15 protein-coding genes are annotated in these 12126 nt (G+C 59.9%); 4 read left to right on the top strand and 11 right to left on the bottom strand.

What is annotated here, in order from left to right; all coding sequences use genetic code 11:
• The first annotated feature begins 14 nt into the window (after nucleotides 1-14).
• Complete coding sequence (locus ACR0KS_RS05085) at nucleotides 15-698, top strand: DUF1045 domain-containing protein (RefSeq protein ID WP_170565891.1); 684 nt, start codon at nucleotides 15-17, stop codon at nucleotides 696-698.
• On the opposite strand, the gene phnN is transcribed toward ACR0KS_RS05085, so the two are convergent.
• Genes phnN through phnG form a run of 7 tightly spaced genes read right to left on the bottom strand, consistent with a single transcriptional unit; the run spans nucleotide 680 to nucleotide 5673 of the window.
• Complete coding sequence (gene phnN, locus ACR0KS_RS05080; RefSeq protein ID WP_170565894.1) at nucleotides 680-1228, bottom strand: phosphonate metabolism protein/1,5-bisphosphokinase (PRPP-forming) PhnN; 549 nt, start codon at nucleotides 1226-1228, stop codon at nucleotides 680-682. The two genes, ACR0KS_RS05085 and phnN, sit on opposite strands and share 19 nt — an antisense overlap.
• Nucleotides 1225-1908 carry a phosphonate C-P lyase system protein PhnL gene (phnL, locus tag ACR0KS_RS05075; RefSeq protein ID WP_170565897.1) on the bottom strand — a complete coding sequence of 228 codons (684 nt, stop codon included), beginning with the start codon at nucleotides 1906-1908 and terminating at the stop codon, nucleotides 1225-1227. Before phnL ends, phnN begins: the two co-directional genes overlap by 4 nt.
• Before the next feature lie 12 nt (nucleotides 1909-1920).
• Nucleotides 1921-2691, bottom strand: a complete 771-nt coding sequence (gene phnK / locus ACR0KS_RS05070) for a phosphonate C-P lyase system protein PhnK (protein ID WP_170565902.1) — start codon at nucleotides 2689-2691, stop codon at nucleotides 1921-1923.
• Nucleotides 2688-3548 carry an alpha-D-ribose 1-methylphosphonate 5-phosphate C-P-lyase PhnJ gene (locus ACR0KS_RS05065; RefSeq protein ID WP_170484334.1) on the bottom strand — a complete coding sequence of 287 codons (861 nt, stop codon included), beginning with the start codon at nucleotides 3546-3548 and terminating at the stop codon, nucleotides 2688-2690. Before ACR0KS_RS05065 ends, phnK begins: the two co-directional genes overlap by 4 nt.
• Nucleotides 3545-4636 carry a carbon-phosphorus lyase complex subunit PhnI gene (locus ACR0KS_RS05060; RefSeq protein WP_170565905.1) on the bottom strand — a complete coding sequence of 364 codons (1092 nt, stop codon included), beginning with the start codon at nucleotides 4634-4636 and terminating at the stop codon, nucleotides 3545-3547. Before ACR0KS_RS05060 ends, ACR0KS_RS05065 begins: the two co-directional genes overlap by 4 nt.
• A 3-nt stretch (nucleotides 4637-4639) precedes the next feature.
• Nucleotides 4640-5215, bottom strand: a complete 576-nt coding sequence (phnH, locus tag ACR0KS_RS05055; RefSeq protein WP_170565907.1) for a phosphonate C-P lyase system protein PhnH — start codon at nucleotides 5213-5215, stop codon at nucleotides 4640-4642.
• Nucleotides 5215-5673 carry a phosphonate C-P lyase system protein PhnG gene (phnG, locus tag ACR0KS_RS05050; RefSeq protein WP_480693141.1) on the bottom strand — a complete coding sequence of 153 codons (459 nt, stop codon included), beginning with the start codon at nucleotides 5671-5673 and terminating at the stop codon, nucleotides 5215-5217. The genes phnH and phnG overlap by 1 nt, the downstream gene beginning before the upstream one ends.
• A gap of 103 nt (nucleotides 5674-5776) precedes the next feature.
• Here phnG and phnF point away from each other — a divergent pair, with 103 nt between their 5' ends.
• Entirely contained in the window at nucleotides 5777-6487 is a 711-nt protein-coding gene (gene phnF / locus ACR0KS_RS05045; protein ID WP_170565910.1) for a phosphonate metabolism transcriptional regulator PhnF, read from the top strand.
• A 149-nt stretch (nucleotides 6488-6636) separates the two neighbouring features.
• Here the strand turns inward: phnF and phnE (ACR0KS_RS05040) are convergent, their stop codons facing one another.
• The 4 genes from phnE (ACR0KS_RS05040) to phnC all read right to left on the bottom strand — a co-directional run bounded on the left by phnE (ACR0KS_RS05040) (nucleotide 6637) and on the right by phnC (nucleotide 10730).
• Nucleotides 6637-7992, bottom strand: coding sequence for a phosphonate ABC transporter, permease protein PhnE (gene phnE / locus ACR0KS_RS05040; protein ID WP_170565913.1), 1356 nt, complete (start codon nucleotides 7990-7992; stop codon nucleotides 6637-6639).
• A complete protein-coding gene (gene phnE, locus ACR0KS_RS05035; protein ID WP_170565917.1) occupies nucleotides 7989-8870 on the bottom strand; it encodes a phosphonate ABC transporter, permease protein PhnE in 882 nt (293 codons plus the stop codon). The genes phnE (ACR0KS_RS05040) and phnE (ACR0KS_RS05035) overlap by 4 nt, the downstream gene beginning before the upstream one ends.
• A 71-nt stretch (nucleotides 8871-8941) precedes the next feature.
• The gene (gene phnD / locus ACR0KS_RS05030; RefSeq protein WP_170565920.1) at nucleotides 8942-9844 is read right to left on the bottom strand and encodes a phosphonate ABC transporter substrate-binding protein; all 903 of its coding nucleotides are present in this window, start codon (nucleotides 9842-9844) and stop codon (nucleotides 8942-8944) included.
• Between the two features lie 64 nt (nucleotides 9845-9908).
• Nucleotides 9909-10730 carry a phosphonate ABC transporter ATP-binding protein gene (gene phnC / locus ACR0KS_RS05025; RefSeq protein WP_170565924.1) on the bottom strand — a complete coding sequence of 274 codons (822 nt, stop codon included), beginning with the start codon at nucleotides 10728-10730 and terminating at the stop codon, nucleotides 9909-9911.
• A gap of 166 nt (nucleotides 10731-10896) precedes the next feature.
• Between phnC and rpe the strand changes: the two genes are divergently transcribed.
• Together rpe and ACR0KS_RS05015 are read left to right on the top strand one after the other, a co-directional pair.
• Nucleotides 10897-11583: a ribulose-phosphate 3-epimerase gene (gene rpe, locus ACR0KS_RS05020; RefSeq protein ID WP_170565927.1), complete on the top strand. Its 687-nt coding sequence runs from the start codon at nucleotides 10897-10899 to the stop codon at nucleotides 11581-11583.
• 136 nt (nucleotides 11584-11719) lie between these two features.
• Nucleotides 11720-11938: a hypothetical protein gene (locus ACR0KS_RS05015; protein ID WP_170565930.1), complete on the top strand. Its 219-nt coding sequence runs from the start codon at nucleotides 11720-11722 to the stop codon at nucleotides 11936-11938.
• The last annotated feature ends 188 nt before the right edge of the window (nucleotides 11939-12126 follow it).

The raw sequence follows: 12126 nt of genomic DNA, 5'->3' as shown, positions 1-12126 counted from the left end.
CATAGGAGGCCAATGTGACATTCACGCGATACGCGATCTATTTTGCGCCCCCGGCTGAGGCCGGTTGGACAAGATTTGCGACCCAATGGCTGGGTTGGGACATGGAAACCGGACAGCCTGTTGCACATCCGGACATCGCTGGCGTTGACGTTTCCTCGGTGACAGAGGTTCCACGTAAATACGGGCTGCATGCGACGATGAAGCCTCCGTTTCGTCTGGCGCAGGGGCAGTCGTTCGACGGGCTGCACGCGGCTTGCGCCGAATTTGCTGCCACACGCGCGCCGGTGGTGCTGGACGGGCTTGAAATCGCGCGGCTGGGGCGATTTCTGGCCCTTCGCCCGGTCGGAGACACCGCCGACTTGAACGCTTTGGCCGCAGGCTGCGTGCGGGAACTGGACGCGTTTCGCGCGCCTGCGCCCCAATCTGAACTCGATCGTCGGCGCGGCGCCGGTCTGAGGCCAGAACAAGAGGCCAACCTCGTGCAATGGGGCTATCCCTACGTGATGGAGGCGTTCCGCTTTCACATCACACTCAGCGGGCGTCTGGACAAACCTACGCTGACCATGGTGCAGAATACACTTGAAGACCGGCTTGCGCCCCTGTTGCCAAACCCGTTTCAGATCAATGATCTGGCCCTTGTGGGCGAGGCTGAGGATGGGCGTTTTCACATGATCCATCGTTACGCCCTTTCCGGTTGAAGCCGGGTCAGAATGGCATCAATCGTCTGATCCAATGGGCCGGAATTGTCGATCTCAACGACCTGCGCAAGGCCCGAGGGCAAACTGGTTTCGGCGCGTGCCAGACGCCGTTCTTGTTCGGCTGCACTCTCTCGCCCCCGCGTTGCAAGTCGCTGGGCAAGAACCGCGGGATCGGCGGTTAGTGAGATTACGACCAAATCGCCGAACACCTCTTGCGCCCGAAGCAGGACCGAGCGGGACAGGTTCACAAGCACCGCATCCGAGGTCTGCCTGAAGGTCTCGATCGAACGGGGCACGCCATATTTTAACCCATGCGCCGACCAGTGCAGAATAAACGCATCTTCGGCCACCATGCGCTGAAAAGCATCGTTTGTGACCCTGTCAAAATCCTCACCTTCTTCGCCCTTGGGTCGGGTAATCACACGACGCACTCTTAAAATTCCCGGCGCGCGCGCAACCAGCGCCTCCATCACGCTGTCTTTGCCCACCCCGGACGGGCCAACAACCGCTATGACAGGGGCACGGGTCATGCTGCCTTGCCCGGCGTGAAACCTGACACGTCGATTTCCCGATCACACACGCGGTTGCGTGCTTCGACATCGTGAAAGATACCAACGATGGCTGCGCCGCGCGCCTTGGCTTCCTCGATCAGCGACAGCACTGTCTCGCGATTTTGGGCGTCCAGCGAGGCGGTCGGCTCGTCCAGCAGCATCGCGGGATATGTGTGCGCAAAGCCGCGTGCAATGTTCACGCGCTGCTGTTCGCCGCCTGAAAACGTCGTTGGGCTAAGCTGCCAGAGCCGTTCGGGAATGTTCAACCGGGCCAGCAATGCGGCCGCCCGATCCAGCGCCGCCTGCTTTTCGGTTCCAATTGTAAGCAACGGTTCCGCCACCACCTCGAGCGTTGGGACGCGTGGAACAACCCGTAAAAACTGGCTGACATATCCCAGTGTATCGCGCCGAAGCGCCAAGATCTGGCGCGGCTCGGCCTGTGCCACATCCAAGCCACCCACCAGAACCTTCCCGGACGCGGCCAAATAGTTGCCGTAGATCACCCGCATCAAGGTCGACTTGCCCGCCCCGGACGCCCCTGTCAGCGCGACGCATTCTCCGGGCGAGACTCTGAGCGTTGCGCCCTCCATCACTGGAATGACCGCGCCGCCCTGATTGTGCAGGGTAAAGCTTTTGCTCACATCAATCAGTTCAATCATTGCCCTATCCCTTCAAACCTGCAGCACGCTTGAAACAAGCAACTGGGTGTAGGCGTGTTGCGGGTCGTCCAGAACCTGATCGGTCAAACCCGCCTCGACCACGTGGCCGTCCTTCATCACCATCAGCCGGTCCGCCAGCAACCGCACCACGGCCAGATCATGGGTGACAATGATAGCGCTCAGACCCATCTCGCGGACCAGACCGCGCAACAGGTCCAGCAGCCGAGCCTGAACGGACACGTCCAGCCCGCCCGTCGGTTCGTCCATGAAAACCAGCCGCGGGCCAGTCACCAGATTACGCGCGATTTGCAACCGTTGCTGCATCCCGCCCGAAAACGCGGTTGGGCGGTCGTCCACACGGCTGCCGTCAATCTCGACGCGACCCAGCCAATCAATCGCCCGGTCGCGGATTTGACCGTAGTGGCGGTCGCCGACGGCCATCAGGCGCTCGCCAATGTTACCGCCTGCACTGACGGACATACGCAGCCCGTCGCGGGCGTGCTGATGGACAAAGGCCCAATCGGTCCGGCCCAGCATCCGCCGCTCGGGTTCCGACATGGTCACCGTATCCACAGGCCCGTCCGCGCGCGTATCGAAAATCACCTGCCCCGCGTCGGGCTCCAGATGACCAGCCAGACAATTCAGCAAAGTCGACTTGCCCGAACCGCTTTCACCTACGATTCCCATGACTTCGCCCGGGTAAAGATCGAAACTGACGCCCGAGCATCCGATCCGGGTTCCGTATCGTTTCTCGATGTCTTTGACTTGTAGCAGAGGGGTCATGCTGCAACCTCCTTGGTCATGCGACCAGTGTGGCCCGCCTCACGTCGGGACCGGCAGTAATCGGTGTCAGAGCAGACAAACATCCGGCCGCCAGCGTCATCGGTGATAACCTCGTCCAGATAGCTGTCCTCGGCCCCGCACAGATCACAGGGGTGATCTGCTTTTGTCGCTTCGAAAGGGTAATCCTCGAAATCCAGAGACACGACCTTGGTGTGCGGCGGTACGGCATAGATACGCTGTTCACGCCCTGCCCCGAACAATTGGATCGCGTCCATCTCAAGCTTGGGGTTGTCGAATTTCGGGATCGGAGACGGATCCATCACATAACGCCCCGACACCTTCACCGGATAGGCGTATGACGTGGAAATCGCCCCATGTTGGCTGATGTCCTCGTACAGCTTCACATGCATCAGCCCATATTCTTCAAGGCTGTGCATCTTGCGCGTCTCGGTCTCGCGCGGCTCCAGAAAACGCAGGGGTTCCGGGATCGGCACCTGATAAACGAGGATCTGATCCTCACGCAGCTTGGCCTCGGGGATGCGGTGGCGGGTCTGGATGACACTCGCCTTTTCAGTTTCCTCGGTGGTTTCGACGCCTGCTGTGTTCTCAAAGAACTTGCGGATCGACACTGCGTTCGTAGTGTCATCCGCGCCTTGGTCGATCACTTTGAACGTATCATCCGGGGTCAGCGTCGCGGCCGAAACCTGCACCCCGCCCGTGCCCCAGCCATAGGGCATCGGCATTTCACGGCTAGCGAAAGGCACCTGATAACCGGGCACCGCCAAACCTTTGAGGATGGCACGGCGGATCATGCGCTTGGTCTGTTCGTCCAGATAGGCAAAGTTGTATTCACTCATTCCGCTGCCTCCTTCGGCGTGATGCGCTGTTCGGCTTCGCGACGCAATTTTCGGACCAGCTCCAACTCGGACTGGAAATCCACGTAGTGCGGCAGCTTGATATGTTCGAGGAAGCCGGTGGCCTGAATGTTGTCGGCATGGCTCAGGACAAATTCCTCATCCTGCGCGGGGGCGCCCAGGTTGTCTTCGCCCAGTTCCTCCCACCTGAGGGCGCGGTCGACCAAAGCCATCGCAATGGATTTGCGCTCGGACTGACCAAAGACCAGCCCATAGCCTCGAGTGAACTGGGGCGGTTCGGTCTTAGAGCCTTTGAATTGGTTGACCGTTTCACATTCGGTCAGTTCAACCTCGCCAATATCGATGGCGAAACCCAGTTCCGGGATGTCCATCTCAACCGCGACTTTGCCGATGCGCAATTCCCCGACAAACGCGTGGTTGCGGGCGTATCCGCGCTGGGTCGAATACGCCATGCCCAGCACAAACCCTTCATCGCCGCGCGTCAGGGATTGAAGCCGTAACGGGCGATTGGACGGAAATTCTATCGGTTGCCGGGTCAAGTCGTCAGGGGTTTCATCGCTTTCGGGCTCATCCTGAATAATCCCCTCGCCCTGCAGAAACTCCGTGATATGCGGCGTCGGCTCATCACGAGGTTCGCCTTGCGGCGCGTCGGGAACGTCCCCCTCAGCGGCAAGTTTGAAATCCAGCAAACGGTGCGTGTAGTCGAAGGTCGGCCCCAGAACCTGTCCACCCGGCGCATCCTTGAAGGTGGCAGAGATTCGTCTGTCGCACGCCATCTCACCCGTCGCGACTGGGTTTGAATACCCGAACCGCGGCAGGGTTGTACGGTATGCACGGATCAGAAATATCGCCTCGATCAGATCGCCCCGCGCCTGCTTGATCGCCAAAGCTGCCAGATCGGGATCGAACAGAGACCCCTCGGCCATGACCCGGTTCACGGCCAAGGAAAGCTGTTCGCGGATTTGCGCGATGCTCAACTCGGCCACATCCGTTGACCCCCGGCGTTCCTCGGCCAGCCAGGAATGCGCATTTTCGATGGCCTTTTCACCACCTTTGACTGCAACATACATCGCTTACCCCTCCGACCGGATTGTCGTGCTGCGCGGCAGGGCGGCAACGTGGCTGCCGCAGGTGAAAAAGAAATCACACCCCAGCGGAAACAACGACGAATTGGCCTGCAAAGCCGGGATATCTGGCAGAGACAAACGCGCCTTATCCCTGATCCCCGGACCACTGAGCGTTGCGCCGGCGTTGGTCAGTTCAGCGCATTCAACGATCAGGGTTGCGGACCGGTCCGGGTATTCGGACGTTCCAATCCGATAGGCCGTCAGCGGCCCAAGATCCTGCCACGTTCCCACGGCAAAATCCGCCTCGTCAGCGTCCGTGACTGGTGCGCCCGTATGAAACGTCAGCCACTGGCGCACGGCGGGTGTATCGGCCGCTCCGGCCAGATGAACCTTGGTCTCAGGATCGCAAAGCGTCAGCAATAGCGTACCTGCGGCGACAGACAGCGGCTTGGGCGGCAGTGCGCCGGCCAATGATCGAATGTCGCCCGGTCGGGCCATCGCTATCATGGCCGCCCGAAACGCATGCGCGGCCTGAATGGGCGCATCGCTGAAACCACCTGTGAACTGGGGTTGCGTGGTCATCAATCCTCTCCCCGAACCAGAGTAAAGAACTCTACCTTTGTGGCGGCTGCCTTTGCCGCGCGGCTAGTTTTTGCGACTCGCATTATTTCGGTCAGAGGATCGATCACCTGTGACCGGACCTTTCCTGAGGCGTCGGTTTGCATCAACGCGTCAATCAGCGCCGCGACTTCCGCCTTCGATTTCGAGCGGCCCTGCACATACCCATGCCCGACCGTCCCGTCATCCAGCGCCAGCGAACAGCGCGTGACCGTCATTTCCCCAAGGTTGAAGGCCGCGCCCGTTCCGCCCGCGCGCCCCCGAACCATGACCCCGCCCACTTCGGGTCGGCGAAGCCACTCAAAGCCGGGGCGCAGGTCGAACTCGGCCCATTTCGCCATCAGCGCCTCGGACGGCACACGGGCCAGAATACCCATCCATTCCTTGCGCGCGATATCTTCTGTTTTCATCTGATCCGCCATCAAACCCTCTTGGCTGGGTTGTCTATATCTACTATACAACTAGACAAATATTACACCCGACCGGGGCGACTCGCAATCCGGGATACTGTGAAGATTTGGTGACATGAGCAAAACTCCGGTCTGGAAAAGCATCGCGTTAAGCCTGACGTCGGACATCGCCGAGGGGCGATACAAAACCGGCGATCAACTTCCGACCGAGGCGCAACTGGCCTCGCAGCATGGCGTCAACAGGCATACCGTTCGGCGCGCATTGTCGGACCTGGCCGAACAGGGGTTGGTGCATTCAAGGCGCGGCGCGGGTGTATTCGTGACCGCGCGTCCGACGGACTACCCGATCGGAAAGCGCGTCAGGTATCACAAGAGCATTTCGGCCAGCGGCAAAATCCCGGGAAAGAGGATCCTGACACTCACCACCCGAACAGCAGACGACGCCGAAGCCGAGGCGCTACAGCTTGAGCAGGGCGCAACTGTTCATGTCTACGATGGCTTATCATTGGCTGACGGCCAGCCGATTGGCCTGTTTCAAAGCGTTTTTCCAGCGGACCGCCTGCCCAATATCCTTGTGGCCCTGTCCGAGACGCAATCGGTGACAAAAGCCCTGCAAGTGTGCGGTGTGCAGGACTACACTCGCGTCTCAACCCGTCTGACGGCGCGGGCTGCGACAGCCACGCAAGCGCTACACCTTCGCCTGACCGAAGGGGCGCCGGTTCTGTTTTCTACAGGAATTAACGCTGACACAAACGGCGTGCCCGTGGAATTTGGCCGGACGGTGTTCGCGGGTGAACGCGTGACGCTCACACTGAACGAGGACTGACAGGAAATCAGTACTGTTTAACCGCAGCAACCAAGGTCAGCAGCATCAGCAGGCGGGAACTTCCCAAAACGCCTCGGCCCCCAGCGCGCGCAAATCCGGCAGCGCTGCGCGAAAACATGCGATCCTCTGATCCTTCTGCCTGCGCCAACTCAGCTAGCTCTGACAGGCTTCGCCTTCTTACGTCTGGGCGCAGTTTCCCCTTGGATCAGACGCCTGCGCAACCAGTCCGAGAACCAATCCATCAGCATGACCATCAGGATGATCAGGACGATGTAATAGGCGACCTCCTCCCAGTCCTTTTGCGTGATGATCGCTTGCGTCAACAGCAACCCGATCCCGCCGCCCGTGATAGCTCCGATCACGGTCGCGCTGCGGGTGTTGGATTCAAGGAAATACAGCAACTGGCTGAGCAGCACGGGCGTCACCTGCGGGATCACGCCAAAGCGATACCGTTGCGGCGCGTTGGCCCCTGTGGACTGGACGCCTTCAATTTGCTTCTGATCGACGTTCTCCAACGCCTCCGAGAAGATTTTGCCGAAGGTTCCGGTATCTGTCACCAGAATGGCCAGCGCGCCCGTCAGCGGACCGGGGCCAAACGCGCGTGCCAGCACGACGGTCCAGATCAAGGCATCCACCCCGCGAACAAAGTCGAACACGCGGCGGGTCAGAAACCGAACAGACCTCAGCGGGTTAAAGTTGCGCGTTGCAAGAAAGGCAAGCGGCAGCGCCACCATGCCTGCACCCAGCGTACCGAGGAAGGCCATCAGGATCGTCTCGAAGATCGCCCAGGCCACGTCCTGATGCCGCCACATCTTGTTGGTCCAGAAATCATTCAGGATCGCCCCGACCTCACCATTTGCGGCCAGCCCTACCAGTTGCGGGAAAGACTTGCCGTAGTAGGGGCTGTCGAGGGTGAAGAAGAACAGCTCCCACCCGGTGAAATACCGAAACACTTCCGAGCGGTTCCGCGTCACGGTCAATCGACCGGCATCCGTCGTGATCGCCATCCGGTTTTTCGAGACATTGATCCATTCCGGCACGTCACCCGCTGGCAGTTCGGCCTGTACGCCTGCTGCGCGAGTCGGCGTTGCGCGCACGCTGCCGTAGCCGGGGATGTCGTATTCGACTGTCTCGGGACCGAACCGCACAACGTGGCCATCTTCCAGATCAATCACTGTGGTTTCGCCCAGCGTGACCCAATCCGGAGCCTCGCCCTCGGGGTAGGCACCCTTGCGCTCGCCTTCGATAGAGGCCGAGACTTCGCCGGTGCGATTGTCACGCGCGATATGTGTCTTGTAGCTATAGCTGTCGGCCACCAGAGTCTTGCCGTTTTCCCAGTTCGCACGCTGGGCCAGGCCGGGCATGTCGAAGGCAAAGAAAACGTAGATCAGATAAGCCAGAACCAGTGACGGCAGGCCGAAATTCACAAGACGTTTGCGGCGGAACAGATGGTCAGTTTCGGCTTTCAGCGCGTCGATGGTCAGGTTTGTGGCGAAGGTGCTCATGCCCGCGCTCCCTTCTCGGATCCGTGGGTCAGGCGATCACGCAGATGGCCCGAGATTTGGTCAACGACAACGATGGTGACAAACAGCAGCAGAAAGATCGCGGCGGCCTCGTCATAGCGCCCCTGCCCCCACGACATCGAGTTGCGCAGCTCATACCCCAGACCGCCCGCGCCGACGAAGCCCAGAATGGCCGAGGCGCGGATGTTGATCTCGAACCGCAGCAAGGCATAGCTGACATAGTTCGGCCCGACCTGAGGGATCACACCCAGATACATGCGCTGCGACCAGTTGGCACCAACCGAGTGCAGCCCGTCGACCGGCTTCAGCGAGGCGTTCTCGTTCACCTCGGAAAACAGTTTACCCAATGCACCGGCTGTGTGGATGGCGATGGCGATCATCGCGGGCACCGGCCCGCCGCCCAGAATGAAGATCAGAACCAGAGCGATCACGATCTCGGGGATTGCCCGGCAGATATCGGCGATACGCCGGAACAGCGGGATCAGTGCAGGCCAAAGCGCCATTCCACGTGTAGACATCAGTGCCAGAAAAGTCCCCGCGATGGTGCCGATCAACGTGGACGCGGCAGCAATGTTGATCGTCTCGACCAGTGCCGGGAAGAACTTGATCAGGTTGGCAGGCAGCGCGTCGATCTTATCCCAAGCCTCAGACAGAACTTCGGCAGGGTAGTCAAAGACTCGTTGCCAGCCGTCCGCAAAGCTGCCTGCGTTGCGGTCATCGGCGGTGCGAAACCCTGCGGCCATCAACGCCACGAATACGATCAGAAGAATCCCACCATAGACCCGCTTGCGTCGTGTCATCTCGGTATAGTCGGCCCGGATCTGGTCGATGGCCGTGGACCCTGCGGTCAGGTCAGTCATGGAATGCTCCTGAGTGGAAAAACGGGGCCCGGCTAGGATAACCGGACCCCGGTCTTTGGGGGGGCGCAGGCTTAGTTGGACTTCAGCTTGCGCGCTTCGATGATGATCTCATAGGCGTCGTGGGTGATCGGCTCGAACGCCTTTGCTTCACCCGCGGCAACGCCGTAGAAACACTCGCGATCCTTCTCGGCCAGACCTGCCATCAGAGCGGTCATCTGCTCTTTGACATCCGCAGGCAAAGCGGTGCGCAGAACGACCGGACCTTCGGGGATCGGCTTGGACTGCCAGATCAGGACCATGTCGTTCATGTCGACCAGACCCGCGTCAACCGCACGACGCAGAGCGCCCGAGTTGAAGCCGTCTTCCCAGTCGCCCAGACCGTCAGCCCAGGTCACGCCGCCATCCACGTCGCCGTTATTCACGGCAACGATGGTCTGCTCGTGACCGCCGGTGAATTTCACTTCACTGAAGTAGTCGCCCGATTCCATGGTCGCACCAGTCGCGGCAGGAATTTCGATCGACGGGATCAGGTAGCCCGAGGTCGAGTTCGGATCGCCAAAGCCGAAGGTCTTGCCCTTCATGTCGTCCAGCGAGGTGATGCCGCTGTCTTTGCGGGCAAATCCGATCGAGTAATAGCCATAGCCGCCGTCGGTGTTGACCTTGACCAGAACCGGCTCAACCGCTTCGGGGTCGGACAGGTAGGTTTTCGCATAGCCCGAGGCACCCAGCCACGCCATGTCGATGGTGCCCCCCAGCAGACCCTGGATCACGCCGTCATAGTCCGCAGGCGCAAACAGCTTGGTTTCAACACCCAGCGCTTCTTCTGTGTATTCGCGCAGACATTCGTTGTTGTTCAAACGGTCCTGAGCGTTCTCGCCGCCCAGAATGCCGATGCGGAATTCGTTGATGTCCGCAGCCATCGCTGGGGCGGCGAACGCGGTCGTCGCAACAAGGGCAGCAATCAGTTTTTTCATCTGTCTCTCTCCGGTTTAATATGCCGGCCTTTCATCGGCCGGTCGATGAAAGGGGGGGATCGGCTTAGATGGTCGCTTCAGCTTCCATCAGCGCCTTTTGGGTGGAGTCGAGCGTCTCGATCTCGGTCGAGGTCGCCTCTTCCGAGAAGCTGGCATCGGCACCGTAAATCTCACGCGCGACGCCGGTGCTCAGTTGTTCGGGCAGGCCGTCGAAAACGATACGTCCGTCGCGCATTCCGACGACGCGGTCGCAATAGCGGCGCGCGGTGTCCAGCGTGTGCAGGTTGGCGATCACCGTCCGGCCGTCCTCTTCGTGGATGCGGCGCAGCGCCTGCATCACAACCTGCGCGTTCATCGGGTCCAACGAGGCGATGGGTTCATCCGCCAGAATGATGCTAGGGTCTTGCATCAAGGCGCGCGCAATGGCGACACGTTGCTGCTGACCGCCCGACAGCGCCTCGGCCCGTTTGGGCGCGTGTTCGGCGATACCCAGACGGTCCAGAATGTCGATCGCGCGGTGGATATCCTCCATCGGAAACAGGTTGAACATGGTCGCCAGCGTCGAATGACGATTCAGCGTGCCGTGCAGCACGTTCGACACCACGTCCATACGCGGCACCAGATTGAACTGCTGAAAAATCATCGCGCAATCAGCCTGCCATGCACGCTTTTCGCGACCCCTCAGCTTGGTAACGTCGCGACCTTCAAAAATGATCTTGCCGTCGCTGACGTCTGTCAGGCGGTTGACCATGCGCAAGAGGGTCGATTTACCGGCGCCCGAGCGTCCAATGATGCCGATCATGCATGGTTTATCGACGTCCAGCGAGGCCGCATCCACAGCCGTGTTCTCGCCAAATCGTTTCGTCAGTTTTTCAATTCGCAGCACGAGCCACCCCCAAATGTGTTGGCGGCTAGCTAAAGGCGGTGTTCAACGGCTGTGTGTCGGTTGGGTGAAAGTTTTGTAACGCAGCGCTCGCTGCCGTAAGCTCTACCCTTCTCTGGCTATCGCAGGTATACGCGAGCCGACTCTATTTCCTGACACGAGGCCAAACATGTCCTTTGACCGCAGCATCAAAATCGCTCCGTCGATCCTGTCCGCCGACTTTGCCAACTTCGGCGCCGAGATTCAGGCGATCGAAGCGCAGGGCGCCGACTGGGTCCATGTTGACGTGATGGATGGCCATTTCGTGCCAAACCTGACCTTTGGCCCGCCCGCCGTCAAAGCGTTTCGTCCGCACGTAAAAACAGTGATGGACGTGCACCTGATGATCACGCCCGTCGATCCGTATATCCAAGCCTATGCCGATGCCGGCGCGGACATCCTGACCGCCCATGTCGAAGCTGGCCCGCATACGCACCGCACGTTGCAGGCCATTCGCGCCGCTGGAATGAAGGCTGGTGTCGCCCTCAACCCCGGCACCCCGGCCGAGGCGGTCGAGCATCTGCTGGACCTGACCGATCTGGTTTGCGTGATGACCGTAAACCCCGGTTTTGGCGGACAGAAATTTATCGACATGACCCAAAAGGTCCATCGCCTGCGCCAGATGATCGGAGATCGCCCCGTCCACATCGAAATCGACGGCGGAGTGGACTCGAAAACCGCCCCTCTGGTCGCGGCTGCGGGCGCAGACGTGCTGGTTGCGGGGTCTGCTGTCTTCAAGGGCGGTTCGGTGTCTCAACCGGACGTATATGGCGAAAATATCCGTGCTGTTCGCGCAGCGGCAGAGGCTGCACTCTAATCAACATAAGATGGCCCGGCTGAAACGCTGGGCCATTGCACCAGACGCACAGCGGATATGACTGGGCGGGACTAGCTGCCAACAGCAAGGGTGCGTAAATTGCATTGGTTCAATCAAAATGCAACGAAACGCTCCCATGCCCAAATCCACTGTTTACCGCCCGCTAGTTCTTAGCCCTGCCACATTGTGGCAACAGCTGAACCGCCGCGTCCGTTCCAACCTGCGCAGTCTGTCTGAAACCCGATCGGCAATCCGCAGAATCCGCGCCTATTGGCTGATGAGTGATGCCGAGCTGAGCGCTCGTAGCCTGAAACGCGAAGATATCGTTCGGTTGGTTTTGGCTGGCGTCATCTAAGCCGCTCAGAGGCTTTACTGCCCGCAAAGGCAAGGTTACGCGCCTTTTAAACAATCCAATCCAAGTAAAAAGGCCGCCCCGTGAGGAGCGGCCTTCCTTAGTTTAACCGATGTGCCGGGCTGAAGCCCGGCCTACCGATTATTCAATGATCTTCGACACAACGCCGGCGCCGACGGTGCGGCCGCCTT

The organism is Ruegeria sp. BC7 (assembly GCF_056539165.1).
Note: the sequence above shows the minus strand (reverse complement) of the source record. Positions and strands in the feature narration are given on the sequence as shown.

Bases quoted from the DNA above. Each gene is read 5' to 3' on its own strand.
- phnN (WP_170565894.1), bottom strand. From the start codon at position 1,228: ATGACCCGTGCCCCTGTCATAGCGGTTGTTGGCCCGTCCGGGGTGGGC.
- phnL (WP_170565897.1), bottom strand. From the start codon at position 1,908: ATGATTGAACTGATTGATGTGAGCAAAAGCTTTACCCTGCACAATCAG.
- phnK (WP_170565902.1), bottom strand. From the start codon at position 2,691: ATGACCCCTCTGCTACAAGTCAAAGACATCGAGAAACGATACGGAACC.
- ACR0KS_RS05065 (WP_170484334.1), bottom strand. From the start codon at position 3,548: ATGAGTGAATACAACTTTGCCTATCTGGACGAACAGACCAAGCGCATG.
- ACR0KS_RS05060 (WP_170565905.1), bottom strand. From the start codon at position 4,636: ATGTATGTTGCAGTCAAAGGTGGTGAAAAGGCCATCGAAAATGCGCAT.
- phnH (WP_170565907.1), bottom strand. From the start codon at position 5,215: ATGACCACGCAACCCCAGTTCACAGGTGGTTTCAGCGATGCGCCCATT.
- phnG (WP_480693141.1), bottom strand. From the start codon at position 5,673: ATGGCGGATCAGATGAAAACAGAAGATATCGCGCGCAAGGAATGGATG.
- phnF (WP_170565910.1), top strand. From the start codon at position 5,777: ATGAGCAAAACTCCGGTCTGGAAAAGCATCGCGTTAAGCCTGACGTCG.
- phnE (WP_170565913.1), bottom strand. From the start codon at position 7,992: ATGAGCACCTTCGCCACAAACCTGACCATCGACGCGCTGAAAGCCGAA.
- phnE (WP_170565917.1), bottom strand. From the start codon at position 8,870: ATGACTGACCTGACCGCAGGGTCCACGGCCATCGACCAGATCCGGGCC.
- phnD (WP_170565920.1), bottom strand. From the start codon at position 9,844: ATGAAAAAACTGATTGCTGCCCTTGTTGCGACGACCGCGTTCGCCGCC.
- rpe (WP_170565927.1), top strand. From the start codon at position 10,897: ATGTCCTTTGACCGCAGCATCAAAATCGCTCCGTCGATCCTGTCCGCC.
- ACR0KS_RS05015 (WP_170565930.1), top strand. From the start codon at position 11,720: ATGCCCAAATCCACTGTTTACCGCCCGCTAGTTCTTAGCCCTGCCACA.